We start from the raw sequence: 14,539 nt of genomic DNA on the forward strand, positions 1-14,539 counted from the left end.
TCTGGAAGTGAATCAAGCTTCGGGGATTATTTGGCGAGTGCCGTCTTCGCCTCGGCGAGTCGACGCGACACCGTGCCGTCATAGAGGTCCGCACCGACTTTGACCCGCACGCCTCCGATGATGCGCGGATCGACGTCGACCTTCAGCGAGACCTCTCGACCGTACAGTTCCGCCAGACGGGCGGCCAGGCGCTGCTCGTCGGCCTCGGTCAGCGGGACCGCGGTGGTCACGTAGGCCACCGAGTGGTCGCGCTGCTTCGCGGCCAGCTCGATGAGGCGGGTCAGTGAGCTGTCGAAGCCCCGGCCACCGAAGCCGGCGGCCGCCAGCTCCGCCAGTCGCGCCGTCGCCGGCTTGGCCTTGCTCTTGAGCAGGTCACGGATCAGCTGGACGCGCACTTCGAGCGGCGAGGTGCTGTCGGCGAGCGCCGAGGCGAGGCGGGGGTCGCCGGAGACGACCTGCCCGAACCGGAACAGCTCGTCCTCGACGTCGCCGAGGTCGCCGGCGCGGTCCACGCCGGACAGCTCCGCGGTGACGCCGAGCAGCTCGACGCCGTCGAGCATCGCGCCCGGACCGGACCAACGGCCCGAGACCAGGGTCGCGAGCAGCTCGAGGGCGTCGTCGCCGATCTTGCCCGTGAGGACGGACCGCAGCAGGGCGGCGTGGTCCTCGCCGGAGCGACCCGGGTCGGCCAGGGCACGGCGCAGCCGCGGCTCGCGCCGCAGCAGCCCGGCCACCGAGAGGATCTCCTCGGCGACCGCACCGATCCGCTGAACGTCAGCGCTCGCCGCGAATGCGGCGAGCTTGTCGGCAGCGGCCCCGTAGGTCTCCCGGTTGATGGTGTCCATCAACGCCGCCCGGCGGTGCCGGCGGCACCGTCGCCGATCTCGTCGAGGAACCGCTCGACCGTGCCACGGCGGCGGGCCTCCTCCTCGAGGGACTCCCCGACGATCCGACCGGCGAGGTCGACGGCGAGGGAGCCGATCTCGGCGCGCAGCTGGCGGACGATGGTCTGCCGCTCGGTCTGCAGGGCCTCGCGGCCCGCCGCGATGATGCGGTCGCTCTCCTCCCGGGCCTTCGTGAGGATGTCCTCACGGATGCCCTGGGCGTCGGCACGCGCCTCGTCCCGGATGCTGGCCGCCTCGGTGCGGGCCTCGGCGAGCTGCTGCTTGTACTGCTCCAGCAGCCGGTTTGCCTCGGCCTGCGCCTCCTCGGCGCGCTTGATGCCACCCTCGATCGCGTCAACCCGCGCGCGGAAGGTCTCCTCCATACGGGGGAAGACGAACTTCATCAGCACGTAGCAGAGGATGCCGAAGGCGATGAAGCCGAGGACGATCTCCTGCCAGATCGGGATGATCGGGTTGTGCTCTGCCCCTTCAGCGAGGAACAGCATGGGAAACCTCCCGCTTTAGGTGTTGGTGGAGGCGGGAGCTACTTGCCGAAGACGAAGCCGAAGGCGATACCCAGCAGGGCGAGCGCCTCGACCACGGCGAAGCCGAGGAACATGTACGTACGGGTCAGACCGGCCGACTCGGGCTGACGAGCCGTCGACTGGATGTACGACGCGAAGATGATGCCGACGCCGATGCCGGGGCCGATGGCGGCGAGGCCATAGCCGACGGCGGCGAGGCTACCGGAGACTGCTGCCAGGGTCATGAGTGAATCCTTCCGAGATCTCGCGTGACGCTCACGCGGGACAACTGAAAAAGGTGGTGCTGCTCGCTATCGAAATGACAGAGCGGGGGAAAGCTCGGCTCAGTGCTCCTCGGCCAGCGTGCCGGCCAGGTAGTTGGCCGTCAGCAGCGTGAAGACGTAGGCCTGCAGCGCGGCGATCAGCAGCTCGAAGAACGTGAGCGCGATGGTCATCGCCCAGGAGACCAGGGCGACGGGCTTGAGGAAGAGGCTCTCGGCGTTGAGCAGCGCGAAGCCGCCCAGCGTGAAGACCAGCAGCAGCATGTGCCCGGCGAACATGTTGGCGAACAGACGCAGGGCGAGCGTGACCGGCTGGAGGATGAACGCCTGCAGGGCCTCGATGGGCAGCAGCAGCGGCTGCATGAACCACGGGGCGGGCAGCACGGTCGCGTGCTTGAGGTAGCCGACGAAGCCGTGCTTCTTGAAACCCTGGTACAGGTAGAGCCCGTAGGTCGACAGCGCCAGCACTGCCGGGAACGCGATGTGCGCGTTCGGCGAGACCTGGATCAGCGGCACGATCGAGAAGATGTTGCCGACCAGGATGAAGCAGAACAGCGACGCGAGATATGGCGCGAATCGCAGCCCCTCGTGTCCGATGACGTCCTTGGCGACGCCCTCCCGCACGAAACCGTAGATCGACTCGGCGAGCCACTGCTTCTTGGTCGGGACGATCTTGGGGTCGCGGTAGGACACCAGGAAGTAGATCAGCACCACGGCGACGGCCAGCCACAGGAACAAGCTGAACTTCGTCAACCACTCAGGCGCCGATTCCCAGAGACTGGGGGGGAAGATGTCATCCACGCTGGGCGGGAAAGGCACCTCCGCCAAAACCAGACCGCTCACCACGTCCCTCTCGTTATCGAAACAACCAGGTCTCAGGCGCCGAGGCGCTTGACGACCAGGTAGATGCCACCAGCGGCGCCGAGCACACACCCGATTCCGGTGATGATGCCTCCGGCGTTGAGCCACTCATCGATCAGCCAGCCGACGAAGCCCCACACGGCAATGCCCGAGATGAGGTATCCGACGGCGGCCCAACCTTCGTTGGCGCCACTCGCTCCGGACTGCTTGGGTGTCTGGTTACCGGCCATGACGCGGTGACCATATCAGCCTGCCGGGAGCACCCGTGCATCGACCCCCGCGTGCTCGTCGCGCGGGGGTTGCTCTAGGGGCCGGATGCATCAACCGACGGCCGTCAACGTTACTACGCCTAACGCTTGGCGAACGTCAACTACACGACTGATGCGTGAGTGAATGTTGCGCACGGTCACCCCCAGAGGGTTAGCTGGAGGCTCAGCGTAACAATATGTGTTGGGGTGACGACCTTGCGCAACACCGTCATCGCGTTTTTCTTGATCCTCGCCGCGATCGTGATCACCAAGACCGGCACCGGCAGCACGCCCAGGGCGGCATCGAGCGGCGGCAGCGTCGCCGTGCTGTGCTCTGTCTCACCACAGCGGCCGGTCAAGAAGGACGGCCGGATCGTCGCCGCGGCGCAGTTCCGCTGCGACTCCCCCGGGCCCGACGGCCTCACCGTCACGGTCCAGCTTCAGCGCAACGACGGCGGCACCTGGACCACGGTGGTCAGGGAGTCGTTCGCCAGCAAGTCGGTCGACACGACCCGCGAGGTCTCCGCGGCGGCCAGGACCCGTCAGGTCGGCACCGCCTGCGCGGCCGGCACGTTCCGCACCCTGGTCGAGGGCTCGGTCGTCGACAACAAGCGCACGAAACAGCTGTCCGGGACCAGCGGCGAGCGCCGGAACCCCTGCTAAGAGGGCTCGATCTCAACGTAGGGGATCTTGGCCCGCCAGACCCAGACGGCCTGCGCGGCGACCCAGATCAGGGTCGCGGCGATCACCAGCGCGCCCAGCCACGGCAGCCCGCCCCAGTCGGTGCTCGCGACGATCCACATGACCACGCCGATGAGCGTGAACTTCAGCAGGTAGGTGCTCATCGCCACCGGCACCAGCAGGTGCCTGGCCCGCAGGTCGATCACCGCGATGATCAGGCTCGACAGCGTGTAGCTCAGCGCGACCAGGCCCGCGCCGGCGAGGGCGCCGAGCGCGCCGTCGGCGCCGTCGCGCCAGCCGGCGAGTGGCATGGCGACCACGAGCAGGACGCCCATCGCGATCAACGCGGTCGGGAGGTGCCGCAGCCGCTTCTTCACAAGGGACGAGGATACGCGGGGAACCGCCCGACGAGGTCGGTCACCCGGTCACCGACCTGCTCACCGCGGATCGCCGCGCCGATCAGCGCCGCGATCTCGGCCATCTCCGGCTCCCCCATGCCCTGCGTCGTCACCGACGGGGTGCCGACCCGCACGCCGGAGGCGGTCATCGGCTTCTCCGGGTCGTACGGGATGGCGTTCTTGTTCAACGTGATCCCCGCCGCGTCGCAGCGCTCCTCCGCGTCGCGGCCGGTGATGCCCAGCCCGCGCAGGTCGATCAGGGCCAGGTGGGTGTCGGTGCCACCGGACACCGGCCGCATCCCCTGATCCGAGAGGCCGGCGGCGAGGGCCCGGGCGTTGCGCACGACCTGACCCGCGTAGTCGGCGAACGCCGGCTGGGCGGCCTCGTGCAGCGCGACCGCCTTCGCCGCGACCGCGTGCATGAGCGGGCCGCCCTGGGTGAACGGGAAGACCGCCTTGTCGACCCGCTGGGCGAGCGTCTCCCGGCACAGCAGCATGCCGCCGCGGGGCCCGCGCAGCACCTTGTGCGTGGTGCAGCTGACCACGTCGGCGTAGGCGACCGGTGACGGGATCGCCTTGCCGGCCACCAGGCCGATGAAGTGCGCCGCGTCGACCATGAGGTAGGCGCCGACCTCGTCGGCGATCTCGCGGAAGCGGGCGAAGTCGATCAGCCGGGGATACGCGGTCGCCCCGCAGATGATCATTGCCGGCCGGTGCGCGAGGGCGAGGTCGCGCACCTCGTCGTAGTCGATCAGCTCGTCGTCGCGGCGGACCGGGTAGCCGACGGTGTTGAACCACTTGCCGGAGAAGTTGACCTTGCTGCCGTGGGTCAGGTGCCCGCCGTGCGGCAGCTCCATCGCCAGGACGGTGTCGCCGGGCATGAGCAGCGCGGCGTACGCGGCCAGGTTGGCGTTCGCGCCGCTGTGCGGCTGCACGTTGGCGTGCTCGGCCCCGAACAGCGCCTTGGCCCGCTCGATCGCGAGCTCCTCGGCCCGGTCGACGGCGGCGCAACCACCGTAGTAGCGGCGGCCCGGGTATCCCTCCGCGTACTTGTTGGTCAGGGTCGAGCCCAGCGCGGCGAGCACCGCCGGGGACGTGAAGTTCTCACTCGCGATGAGCTGCAGGCCGCCGCGCAGTCGCTGCAGCTCATCCAGGACGACGTCGGCGATCTGCGGATCCGTCTCGCGGAGCGCGTCGAAGTCCGGCCCCCAGTAGGTCTCGGCCATGAAACGAGTCTAGGGCGCATCAGCGCAGGGTAAGCATGAAGTCATGCGATGCCTCGTGACCGGCGCGACCGGATATGTCGGCGGACGGCTGGTGCCCCGCCTCCTCGCGGCCGGGCACGAGGTGCGCTGCCTGACCCGCGACCCCCGGCGGCTGCGGGACGTGCCGTGGGCGGGCCGCGTCGAGGTGGCCACCGGCGACGTCGCCCGGGACGAGGGCCTCGCCGAGGCGATGCGCGACGTCGACGTCGTCTACTACCTGGTCCACGCGCTCGGCCAGGCGTCCTTCGAGGACGTCGACCGGCTCAGCGCGCTCAACCTCGCCGTCGCCGCCCTCGACGCCGGCGTGCGGCGGATCGTGTATCTCGGCGGACCCGAACCGGACGAGCGCGCCTCCGCGCACCTGCGCTCCCGCGGCGAGGTCGCCGGCATCTTCCTGCGCAGCGGCGTGCCGACCGTGGTGCTGCGCGCCGCCGTCATCATCGGCTCCGGCTCGGCGTCGTTCGAGATGCTGCGGTACCTCACCGAACGGCTGCCGGTCATGGTCACGCCCAGGTGGGTGCGCAACCGGATCCAGCCGATCGCGATCCGCGACGTCCTGCGCTACCTGGTCGCCGCCGCGACGGTCTTCCCCGTGCAGCTCAACCGCGCGTTCGACATCGGCGGACCCGACGTGCTCACCTACGCCGACATGATGCGCCGGTACGCACGCGTCGCCGGCCTCCCCCACCGGGTCCTGCTGCCGGTGCGGCCGCTCACGCCGTGGCTGTCCTCGCACTGGGTCGGCCTGGTGACGCCGGTGCCGAACCGGATCGCCCGGCCGCTCGTCGGCAGCCTCATCCACGAGGCGGTCTGCCGGGAGCACGACATCGCCGGGTTCGTGCCCGACCCGCACGACGGGCTGACCGGCTTCGACCTCGCGGTCCGGCTCGCCCTGCGCAAGATCCGTGACGCGGACGTGGAGACCCGCTGGGCCGACGCGGTGCTGCCCGGGGCGCCCAGCGACCCGCTGCCCTCGGACCCGTCGTGGTCCGGCGGCACCGTGTATCACGACGAGCGCACCCGCCGGGTCGACGCACCGCCGGACCGGCTGTGGCGGGTGATCGAGGCGATCGGCGGCGAGAACGGCTGGCACTCGTTCCCGCTCGCCTGGTCCGTCCGCGGCTGGCTGGACCGGCTCGCCGGCGGGGTCGGACCGGGCCGCGGCCGCCGGCACCCCGAGCGCCTGTTCGTCGGTGAGGCCCTGGATTTCTGGCGGGTCGAGGAGATCGTGCCGGGCGAGCTGCTGCGGTTGCGGGCCGAGATGAAGCTGCCCGGGAGGGCCTGGCTGGAGATGCGGGCCGCTCAGGACGAGCAGGGGCGCGCGGTGTACGAGCAGCGCGCCGTCTTCCTGCCCCGCGGGCTGGCCGGCCACCTGTACTGGCTGGGGGTGGCACCCTTCCACGCGTTCATCTTCGGCGGCATGGCACGCAACATCGCCCGCTCCGCCGAGCGGCAGCCGGCCCTGGAGCCGGTCAGCGGCTGACCCTGGAGCCCGGTCAGCGGCTGCCCCTGGAGCTTGGTCAGCGGCTGAGCAGCGCCCTGGCCAGCGGCCGGGTCAGGGCCTGGACCTGGTCGGCGACGATGCCGAAGAAGTCGTCGGGGCGGCCCCACGGGTCGGCCAGGTCGTCCTCGTCGCGCACCTCGTCGCGGGCCTTGTCCACCAGGTCGACCAGCGCGACCCCGCGGGCATGGATCGAGTCCGCGTCGCGTCCCGCGGCCGGCAGGTCGGCGGTCACCGCGGGCAGCAGCCGGGCGAACTGCCCCCAGACGAAGGTCCTGGCCGCCGCGTCGGGCCGCAACGACACGACGAAGTCGACCTGTTCGGCGGTGGCGGTCAGCACCAGATCCGCGGCGTCGACGTGCTCGGCCAGCAGCTTGCGGGCCTTGAAGCCCCTGGTGTCCCCGCCACGCGCGAGGACCTGCCGGGCCGCCTGCGGGTCCATCGGCTCCCCCGCGTGCCAGCCGCCGGTGCCGGCGCCGTGGACATAGACCAGGTCGGGCTCCGCGCCGAGGGCGGCCAGGTCGGCGACCAGCAGCCGCTCGGCCATCGGCGACCGGCAGATGTTGCCCATGCAGACGCACAGGACGCTGAACGGGGCCATCTGGCTATTCGCCGATGCCGATGAGGCCCGGCACGACCTCACGGAGCTTCTCGATCGGGATCGCGCCGGCCCGCAGCACCCGGTGCTCGCTGTTGGTCACCGAGATGATCGTGCTGGCGACCGGCTCGGGGCACGGGCCGCCCTCCAGGTAGACGCTCACCGAGTAGCCCAGCTGGTCGCGCGCCTCGGCCGCGGTCTCCGCCGCCGGCTGGCCCTGCTTGTTGGCCGACGACACCGCCATCGGGCCGGTCTCGCGCAGGACCTCGAGGGCGATCGGGTGCAGCGGCATGCGCACCGCGACCGTGCCGTCGCCGCCGCCGAGGTCCCATTGCAGGCTCGGCGCGTGCTCCACGACGATGGTGAGCGCACCGGGCCAGAACGCGTCGACCAGGTCCCGCGCCGCCTGCGGCAGCCCGAAGACGAGCCCGTCGAGGGTGTGCCGCGACCCGACGAGCACCGGCACGGGCGCGGAACTGCCCTTGGCGTTGTTGAGGGCGGTGACCGACCAAGACTTGAAGGCGTCGGCGCCGATGCCGTAGACCGTGTCGGTCGGCAGGACCACCAGGTCGCCGCGGCCCACCGCCTCGATCGCGGCGGCGATCCCGCGGTCGCGCTCGGCAAGCTGGCTGCAGTCGTAGAGCATCACGCGGCTAGTCTGCCACTCGCCGGGCGGTGACATATCGCGGGCGCCCGGCCAGATCGTGATGGTCGATCACTTCGGCGAAGCGTCCGGTCGCCCGGATCAGCGCCGGCAGCGACTCGCCCTGCGTGTCGTCGTGCTCGATCCCCAGCCATCCGCCGGGCCGCAGCAGGTCACCGGCCCGCCGGACGAGCCCCGGCATGAGCGCGAGACCGTCCGCACCGGCGAACACGGCGTCGTGCGGGTCGTGCACCGCCACCTCGACGTCGACCGGTGCGCCCTCCGGCACGTACGGCGGGTTGCTCAGCACCAGGTCCACCGTCCCGTCGAGGTCGCGCAGGACGGCCGGGTCCGTGACGTCGCCGTCGACCACCCGGACGTCCGGCGCCAGGCGGGCCACGTTGCGCCGCAGCCAGACCAGCGCCGCGTCGCTCTTCTCCACGCAGTACACCTCGGTGCCGCTCGTCCGCACGGCGATCGCGATGGCCCCTGATCCGCCGCACAGGTCCACGATCCGGGTGCCGGGCCGCGTTCTTCCCCACTCGACCAGCAGCTCCGTCTCGAATCGTGGGACGAAGACCCCTGGACCGACCTCGAGCTCGAGCTCGTGGAACGGCGCCGTGCCGGTCAGGTGCTGCAACGGAATCCGCGCCGCTCGTTTCGTGGTCAACCGCTCGATCTCGGCGCTTTGTCCCGGATCCGGCGGCGGTGCCGTCAGCAGCCGCGACCTGGGGATCCCGAGCACGTGCGCGGCGAGCAGCTCCGCGTCGACCCTCGGCGATGCCACCCCGGCGCCCCGCAGGACCCGGGTCGCGGTCGCGAGCACCATGGAAAGCGTGGGCAACTGGGGTCCGGGCATGTCATGTTCGGTGCTGTGCACCCCATAATCATGGGGCGCGCGAAAGGAGGGTCCGATGGCGGTGGCAGACCGCACGTCGGAGCTGACCCGCGCCCGACGGATGATCTTCGACGACCAGCTCGGCGAGGCGATGACGGTCATCGACCGCGTCCTGGCCCACGACCAGTCGCCGCACGACCGCGTCGAGGCGCTCACGCTGCGGCTCATCGCGCTGATCAACATGGGCAGCGCCGAGGACTACCCCGCGGCCCTCGACACGGCCCTCGCCGCCGCCCGCCAGGTCCAGGACCCCGCGCAATACGGTGAGCTGCAGGCCCTCGCCGCGATCGTCGCCCTGCGCGCCGGCTCCCTCGACCGCTGCGTCCGCGCCCTCGTGCACGGCTCCCGCGCGCTCGGCGCCGTCGAGCTCTTCGACGAGGCCACCGCGTGGGGCTGGCACAACCTGGCGATGGCGTACTCGTACACCGGCTTCCACGAACACGCCAACGCCGCCATGGAGAAGGCCAGGGAGGTCGCCGCCGAGGTCGGGGTCGAAACCGCCAACACCGACTTCGCCACCCCCCAGATCCGGCTCCTGCACGCCGTCGAGCTCGACCACCGCGGCGACAGCGAGGGCTGCCAGCGCATCCTCCGCGACATCGTCATGGACCTGGAGCGCAAGCACAAGGACAACGACCTCGACAGGCTGCGCCCCATCGCCCGCGGCGCCCTCGGCTACGCGGTCCTGCGCCTCGGCACCCTCGGCATCCAGGGCCTCGTCACCGACGTCGACCCGTGGCCGCTGCTGGAGTCCGCCGGCATGTCGACCCGCGCCCGCGACCTGCGCACCCTCGGCGCCGTGTGCAAGGCGATCGCCGAGCGCCGACCGATCGAGGCCGTCGCCCGCCTGGAGACCGCCCACGTCAGCGACGACTCCCTCGGCCCGGCCGAGCAGCACCGCCTGCGGGCCCTGGCCCACCTGGGCACCGGCGACTACCGCACCGCCTATCACGCCGACCGCCACGCGTTCCGGGTGGCCAACATCCAGCCGGACCGGCTCCGCGACCTCTTCGTGGAAGGTGTCGCCGCGCTCCTGGACCACGAGGACCTCGTCCGGCGGGTCGACTTCCACCGGGGCGAGGCGCAGACCGACCCGCTCACCGGCCTGCCCAACCGCCGCTACCTGGAGGAGCACGTCACCAAGCTGTTCACCGCCGGCGGCCACGCCGCCCTCGGCGTCTGCGACCTGGACGGCTTCAAGCAGGTCAACACCCGCCACGGCCACCTCTCCGGCGACCTGGTCCTGCAGCGGGTCGCCGGCGTGCTCAACCGCGTGATGCGCAAGGGGGACTTCGTCGCGCGCTACGGCGGCGACGAGTTCGTCGTCGTCCTGCCCACCACATCGGCCGCCGAGGCCCGCGAGATCCAGCGCCGCATCACGGCCGCGGTCGCCGCGGAGGACTGGCAGGCGCTGGTCCCTGGGACACCGGTGGGGGTGACGATCGGCTGGGCCGGCCTGTCGGGCGAGGACTTCGAGTCGGTCGCCGAGGCGTTCGAGGCCGCCGACCATGCGATGCTCCGGGCCAAGACCCCGCGCCCCCGGGCCGCCTCGTAACCCCGGGCACTGTCCCTTTTCGCCCCGAACGCGCGGCTACCGCCACCACCCTCGGGGTCCGCGCATCACGCTGCTGCTGCGACGCTGCGGTGATTGTGCGGTGACTCTGCTGTGATCGTCGTCGCGGGACGGCTTTGATCAAGCGGTCATGATCAAAGCCGCGGAGCCGCTCAGCGGACGGCGAGCAGGATCCGCGCGTTCTCCTCGCGGATGCGGGCGCGCTCCTGGTCGGCGCAGACGGCCGCCCAGGCGTTCGCCTTCGCGGTCGGGACGCGGTCCGCGCCCAGCATCGACAGGCCGACCTTGTAGATCAGGTCGGCTGCGGTGCCGACCACCACGCGCGGAGCTGAGGAAAGGTCGACGGTCGACGATGGCATGGCGTCCCTCCGGAAGGTCGGGTCGGCAGCGGTGATCACGATCGGTAAGCTCGTTCGGGTCGAAACGCTACCTGAATCTAGCCTGCCCGTGCATCGTTTCCGCTGTGTGACGTCTGCGTTAGACCCGCGTCACCCTCGGCTGAGCTGGTCGTCACCCGCCAGGCGGGCCTTGCGGTCGGCGTCTGCCAGGGCGTCCAGGACGCTGTCGAGGTCACCGGCCATGGCCAGGTCGAGGTTGTACGCCGTGTAACCGATCCGGTGGTCGGAGATCCGGTTCTGCGGGTAGTTGTACGTCCGGATGCGTTCGGAACGGTCGACGGTGCGCACCTGCGAGCGGCGGGCGTCGCCGGCCGCGGCGGCCGCCTGCTCCTCCGCGAGGGCGGCCAGCTTGACCTTGAGCATCCGCATCGCGCGGTCCTTGTTCTGCAGCTGGGAGCGCTCGTTCTGGCAGGACACGACGATGCCGGTCGGCAGGTGGGTGATCCGGACGGCCGAGTCGGTGGTGTTGACGCTCTGGCCGCCGGGGCCGGAGGAGCGGAACACGTCGATGCGCAGGTCACCGGAGTCGACCTCGATCTCGCCGGCCTCCTCGATCTCGGGCGTCACCAGGACACCGGCCGCGCTGGTGTGGATGCGGCCCTGGGACTCGGTGGCCGGCACGCGCTGGACGCGGTGGACGCCACCCTCCCACTTGAGCCGGGACCAGACGCCGTTGCCGGCCTCCGGGATGCCCCTGGTCTTGATCGAGACGGCGACGTCCTTGAAGCCGCCCAGGTCGGACTCCTGCGAGTCGAGCAGCTCGGTCTGCCAGCCGTGCCGCTCCGCGTAGCGCATGTACATCCGCAGCAGGTCGCCGGCGAACAGCGCGGACTCCTCGCCGCCCTCGCCCGCCTTGACCTCCAGGATGATGTCCTTGGCGTCGTTGGGGTCGCGCGGGGCGAGCAGCTCGGCGAGGCGTTCCTCCAGGTGCGGGATCCTCGCCTCCAGGTCGTCGGCCTCCCCCGCGAACGCCGGGTCCTCGGCGGCCAGCTCGCGGGCGGCCGAGAGGTCCTCCCGCGCGGCGTCGAGCTCGCCCGACATCTTCGCGATCGGCGACAGCTCGGCGAAGCGCCGGCCGGTCTTGCGGGCCAGGTTCTGGTCCGCGTGGATGCTCGGGTCGGCGAGCTTCTGCTCGAGCTCCTGGTATTCGGCGAGCAATGCCCGCAGCCGCTGTCCGGAGGAGGTGTCGGTGCTCATGTCGCGCGCCCCAAAAAGGAAGAAACGGCCGGAAACAAAGTCGGCGCCCGCACCGGACCCCGGTCGAGCGGGGCGGTGCGGGCGCCGGACGTGCAGCTACTTGGCGGTTTCGGCCTTCTTGGCCGCAGCCTTCGCGTACTTCTGCTGGAACTTCGCGACCCGGCCGGCGGTGTCGAGCACGCGCTGCTTGCCCGTGTAGAACGGGTGGCAGACGGAGCACGTCTCCACGTGGATCGCGCCGCCCTTGGCGGTGCTGCGGGTGGTGAACGCATTACCGCAGGAACAGGTGACCTCGGTGGTCGCATACTGCGGGTGGATGTCCGGCTTCATGGCCGCGGTCCTTTCGTCGTGGTCGCCGGGTCGCCATATGGCGTGAACCGGAACCTGGTCTGGCCTTCGGTCAAGTCTGCCATGACCGGGTCACAGCACCTCAACCGGAGTCTGTAACGCCACACCCACCGCGGGCATTCCCCGCAACCGCGCCGCACCCGTTATAGCGTCGCGACCGCGAGCCGGGCTCACCTACGCTGGCCCGTGCTATGAGCCTCCACATCGATGCCCTGTGTGACCCGGCGCTGCTGGCCGAGATGGCCCGCGGCGGATACGTGCGCACCCAGCGCCACCCCACGCTGCCCCTGCTGATCCACAACTACACCGAGAAGGCGCAGTACGAGAACGTCTGGAACGCGGCGACCCTCGCGTGCCGGGGCCTCGTCGTGCACGCCGGGACCGGGATCGTGCTGGCCCGACCGTTCACGAAGTTCTTCAACCACGGCCAGCCGGGCGTGCCGGAGATGGACTTCGACGGGCCGGTGCGCGTCACCGACAAGGCCGACGGCTCGCTGGGCATCATGTTCCCGACAGCGGACGGCTGGGCGTTCGCGACCCGTGGCTCGTTCGACTCGGAGCAGGCGCGGCACGCGACGGCGCTGTTCCGGGACCGGTACGCCGCGCGCTTCACGCCGCCCGACGGCCTGACGGTCCTCGTGGAGATCATCTACCCGTCGAACCGGATCGTGCTGGACTACGCCGGCCTCGACGACCTCGTGCTGCTCGGCGCGGTCGACATCGTCACGGGTCGCAGCCACGGCCCCGACGCGGTGCCGGGCTGGCCGGGGCCGGTCGTCGACACGTTCGAGCACACGACGCTCGCCGACGCGCTCGCCGCGCCGCCGCGGGACAACCGCGAGGGCCTGGTCGTGCACTTCACGGGGCCCGACACCCGACTGAAGATCAAGTATTCGGAGTACGTGCGGCTGCACCGGATCGTCACCGGTCTCAACGCCCGGGTCGTGTGGGAGGCGGCCGGCGACGGCACCCTGGACACGCTGCTGGAGCCGCTGCCGGACGAGTTCACCGCGTGGGCCACGAAGATCGCCGACGGGCTGCGCGAGGAGGCCGCGGCGCTCGCCGCCGAGGTCGAGGCGGCGTACGAGGCGACCCTCGCGACCCTGCCGGAGGGCTGGGGGCGCAAGGAGTTCGCGATCGCGGTCTCGAAGCACCCGGCGCGCAGCTGCCTGTTCCTGCGCCTCGACGACAAGGACTACCGGGGGCTGCTGTGGCAGCGGGTCCGGCCGAAGGTGACGGAGGAGAGCTGATGGCGTCGCTGACCATCACCCGGGGTCTGCCGGCGTCGGGCAAGACCACCTGGGCGCGCGGGCAGGCCGGGCTGGTCCGGGTGAACCGCGACGACCTGCGCGGCATGATGCACGGCGGGCGGGTCGACGACGACGCGCGGCGCGGCCGGGCCGAGAAGGAGGTCACGCAGGCGCACCACGCCGCCATCGACGCGCTGCTGCTCGGCGGCGCCGACGTCGTGTGCGACGACACCAACCTGCGGGGCCGGGTCGTGCGGGAGCTCGCCGAGCTGGCCGCGAAGCACGGCGCGGCGTTCACCGTGCGCGACTTCACCGACGTGCCGGTCGACGAGTGCGTGCGGCGCGACGCGCTGCGCGAGGGCCCCGGTCACGTCGGCGAGGACGCGATCCGCTCGATGCACCAGCGGTACCTGGCCGGCCGCGCGCTGCCGTTGCCACTGCCGGTGCTCGACACCGCGGGTGTCGCGTACGAGCCGCCGCCGGACGCGCCGCGGGTCGTGCTCGTCGACATCGACGGCACGGTCGCGCTGATCGACGACCGCAGCCCGTACGACGTCAGCCGGGTCCGCTACGACCTGCCGAACGTGCCGGTGATCGCGGCGGTCCGGGCGATGCACGCGGCGGGGCACGAGATCGTGTTCTGCTCGGGCCGCACCGACGACTGCCGCGAGGACACCGCGACGTGGCTGGACGAGCACGTGGGCGTGCCGTACACCGCGCTGTTCATGCGGGTCACCGGCGACCAGCGCCGCGACAGCATCGTGAAGCAGGAGATCTTCGACAAGGAGATCCGCAGCCGCTACCACGTGGTGGGCGTCTTCGACGACCGCCAGCAGGTGGTGCGGATGTGGCGGGCCCTGGGCCTGACCGTCTTCCAGGTCGCCGAGGGCAACTTCTAGCACTTTTCCGATGATCCGGAAGACCTCGTGCACCCCTGGGTGGTCAGAGTCTTCCGGATCACGGAAACGGCGGCGGTGCTCCGCGAGGAGCA

The 14,539-nt window shown here is 71.1% G+C and carries 18 protein-coding genes; 5 read left to right on the forward strand and 13 right to left on the reverse strand.

Annotated features, from left to right (window positions below; genetic code table 11):
- Positions 1-26: 26 nt before the first annotated feature.
- The 5 genes from Dsi01nite_RS55680 to Dsi01nite_RS55700 form a co-directional block, all read right to left on the reverse strand.
- On the reverse strand, positions 27-848 hold the full coding sequence (locus Dsi01nite_RS55680) for a F0F1 ATP synthase subunit delta (RefSeq protein WP_373318972.1): 822 nt from the start codon (positions 846-848) through the stop codon (positions 27-29).
- Complete coding sequence (locus Dsi01nite_RS55685) at positions 845-1,390, reverse strand: F0F1 ATP synthase subunit B (RefSeq protein WP_203854657.1); 546 nt, start codon at positions 1,388-1,390, stop codon at positions 845-847. The genes Dsi01nite_RS55680 and Dsi01nite_RS55685 overlap by 4 nt, the downstream gene beginning before the upstream one ends.
- Before the next feature lie 38 nt (positions 1,391-1,428).
- The gene (atpE, locus tag Dsi01nite_RS55690; protein WP_203854658.1) at positions 1,429-1,653 is read right to left on the reverse strand and encodes an ATP synthase F0 subunit C; all 225 of its coding nucleotides are present in this window, start codon (positions 1,651-1,653) and stop codon (positions 1,429-1,431) included.
- 99 nt (positions 1,654-1,752) lie between these two features.
- Positions 1,753-2,532 carry a F0F1 ATP synthase subunit A gene (atpB, locus tag Dsi01nite_RS55695; protein ID WP_203854659.1) on the reverse strand — a complete coding sequence of 260 codons (780 nt, stop codon included), beginning with the start codon at positions 2,530-2,532 and terminating at the stop codon, positions 1,753-1,755.
- A 32-nt stretch (positions 2,533-2,564) separates the two neighbouring features.
- Entirely contained in the window at positions 2,565-2,780 is a 216-nt protein-coding gene (locus Dsi01nite_RS55700; protein ID WP_203854660.1) for an AtpZ/AtpI family protein, read from the reverse strand.
- Between the two features lie 225 nt (positions 2,781-3,005).
- Here Dsi01nite_RS55700 and Dsi01nite_RS55705 point away from each other — a divergent pair, with 225 nt between their 5' ends.
- Positions 3,006-3,461, forward strand: a complete 456-nt coding sequence (locus Dsi01nite_RS55705) for a hypothetical protein (protein ID WP_203854661.1) — start codon at positions 3,006-3,008, stop codon at positions 3,459-3,461.
- On the opposite strand, the gene Dsi01nite_RS55710 is transcribed toward Dsi01nite_RS55705, so the two are convergent.
- Both Dsi01nite_RS55710 and glyA read right to left on the reverse strand, forming a co-directional pair.
- A complete protein-coding gene (locus tag Dsi01nite_RS55710; RefSeq protein ID WP_203854662.1) occupies positions 3,458-3,856 on the reverse strand; it encodes a Cg1360 family ATP-synthase-associated protein in 399 nt (132 codons plus the stop codon). The two genes, Dsi01nite_RS55705 and Dsi01nite_RS55710, sit on opposite strands and share 4 nt — an antisense overlap.
- Positions 3,853-5,103 (reverse strand): serine hydroxymethyltransferase, encoded by a 1,251-nt coding sequence (gene glyA, locus Dsi01nite_RS55715; protein WP_203854663.1) that lies wholly within the window; start codon positions 5,101-5,103, stop codon positions 3,853-3,855. The genes Dsi01nite_RS55710 and glyA overlap by 4 nt, the downstream gene beginning before the upstream one ends.
- A gap of 43 nt (positions 5,104-5,146) precedes the next feature.
- Here glyA and Dsi01nite_RS55720 point away from each other — a divergent pair, with 43 nt between their 5' ends.
- On the forward strand, positions 5,147-6,625 hold the full coding sequence (locus Dsi01nite_RS55720; RefSeq protein ID WP_203854664.1) for an SDR family oxidoreductase: 1,479 nt from the start codon (positions 5,147-5,149) through the stop codon (positions 6,623-6,625).
- Positions 6,626-6,662: 37 nt separating this feature from the next.
- Here the strand turns inward: Dsi01nite_RS55720 and Dsi01nite_RS55725 are convergent, their stop codons facing one another.
- Genes Dsi01nite_RS55725 through prmC form a run of 3 tightly spaced genes read right to left on the reverse strand, consistent with a single transcriptional unit; the run spans position 6,663 to position 8,743 of the window.
- Positions 6,663-7,244, reverse strand: a complete 582-nt coding sequence (locus tag Dsi01nite_RS55725; protein WP_203854665.1) for an arsenate reductase/protein-tyrosine-phosphatase family protein — start codon at positions 7,242-7,244, stop codon at positions 6,663-6,665.
- Positions 7,245-7,248: 4 nt separating this feature from the next.
- Complete coding sequence (locus Dsi01nite_RS55730) at positions 7,249-7,887, reverse strand: L-threonylcarbamoyladenylate synthase (protein ID WP_203854673.1); 639 nt, start codon at positions 7,885-7,887, stop codon at positions 7,249-7,251.
- Between the two features lie 7 nt (positions 7,888-7,894).
- Positions 7,895-8,743: a peptide chain release factor N(5)-glutamine methyltransferase gene (gene prmC, locus Dsi01nite_RS55735; RefSeq protein WP_203854672.1), complete on the reverse strand. Its 849-nt coding sequence runs from the start codon at positions 8,741-8,743 to the stop codon at positions 7,895-7,897.
- Between the two features lie 55 nt (positions 8,744-8,798).
- Between prmC and Dsi01nite_RS55740 the strand changes: the two genes are divergently transcribed.
- Complete coding sequence (locus Dsi01nite_RS55740) at positions 8,799-10,337, forward strand: GGDEF domain-containing protein (RefSeq protein WP_203854666.1); 1,539 nt, start codon at positions 8,799-8,801, stop codon at positions 10,335-10,337.
- Positions 10,338-10,507: 170 nt separating this feature from the next.
- On the opposite strand, the gene Dsi01nite_RS55745 is transcribed toward Dsi01nite_RS55740, so the two are convergent.
- From Dsi01nite_RS55745 to rpmE, 3 genes are all read right to left on the reverse strand, one after another.
- The gene (locus tag Dsi01nite_RS55745) at positions 10,508-10,753 is read right to left on the reverse strand and encodes a hypothetical protein (protein WP_203854667.1); all 246 of its coding nucleotides are present in this window, start codon (positions 10,751-10,753) and stop codon (positions 10,508-10,510) included.
- Between the two features lie 90 nt (positions 10,754-10,843).
- Complete coding sequence (gene prfA, locus Dsi01nite_RS55750; RefSeq protein WP_203854668.1) at positions 10,844-11,950, reverse strand: peptide chain release factor 1; 1,107 nt, start codon at positions 11,948-11,950, stop codon at positions 10,844-10,846.
- Between the two features lie 96 nt (positions 11,951-12,046).
- On the reverse strand, positions 12,047-12,280 hold the full coding sequence (rpmE, locus tag Dsi01nite_RS55755; protein WP_203854669.1) for a 50S ribosomal protein L31: 234 nt from the start codon (positions 12,278-12,280) through the stop codon (positions 12,047-12,049).
- Positions 12,281-12,489: 209 nt separating this feature from the next.
- Between rpmE and Dsi01nite_RS55760 the strand changes: the two genes are divergently transcribed.
- Positions 12,490-13,548, forward strand: coding sequence for an RNA ligase (locus Dsi01nite_RS55760; RefSeq protein ID WP_203854670.1), 1,059 nt, complete (start codon positions 12,490-12,492; stop codon positions 13,546-13,548).
- Positions 13,548-14,447: a phosphatase domain-containing protein gene (locus Dsi01nite_RS55765; RefSeq protein WP_203854671.1), complete on the forward strand. Its 900-nt coding sequence runs from the start codon at positions 13,548-13,550 to the stop codon at positions 14,445-14,447. The genes Dsi01nite_RS55760 and Dsi01nite_RS55765 overlap by 1 nt, the downstream gene beginning before the upstream one ends.
- Positions 14,448-14,539: the final 92 nt, after the last annotated feature.

The organism is Dactylosporangium siamense, assembly GCF_016862795.1.
GTDB classification, from domain to species: Bacteria; Actinomycetota; Actinomycetes; order Mycobacteriales; family Micromonosporaceae; genus Dactylosporangium; species Dactylosporangium siamense.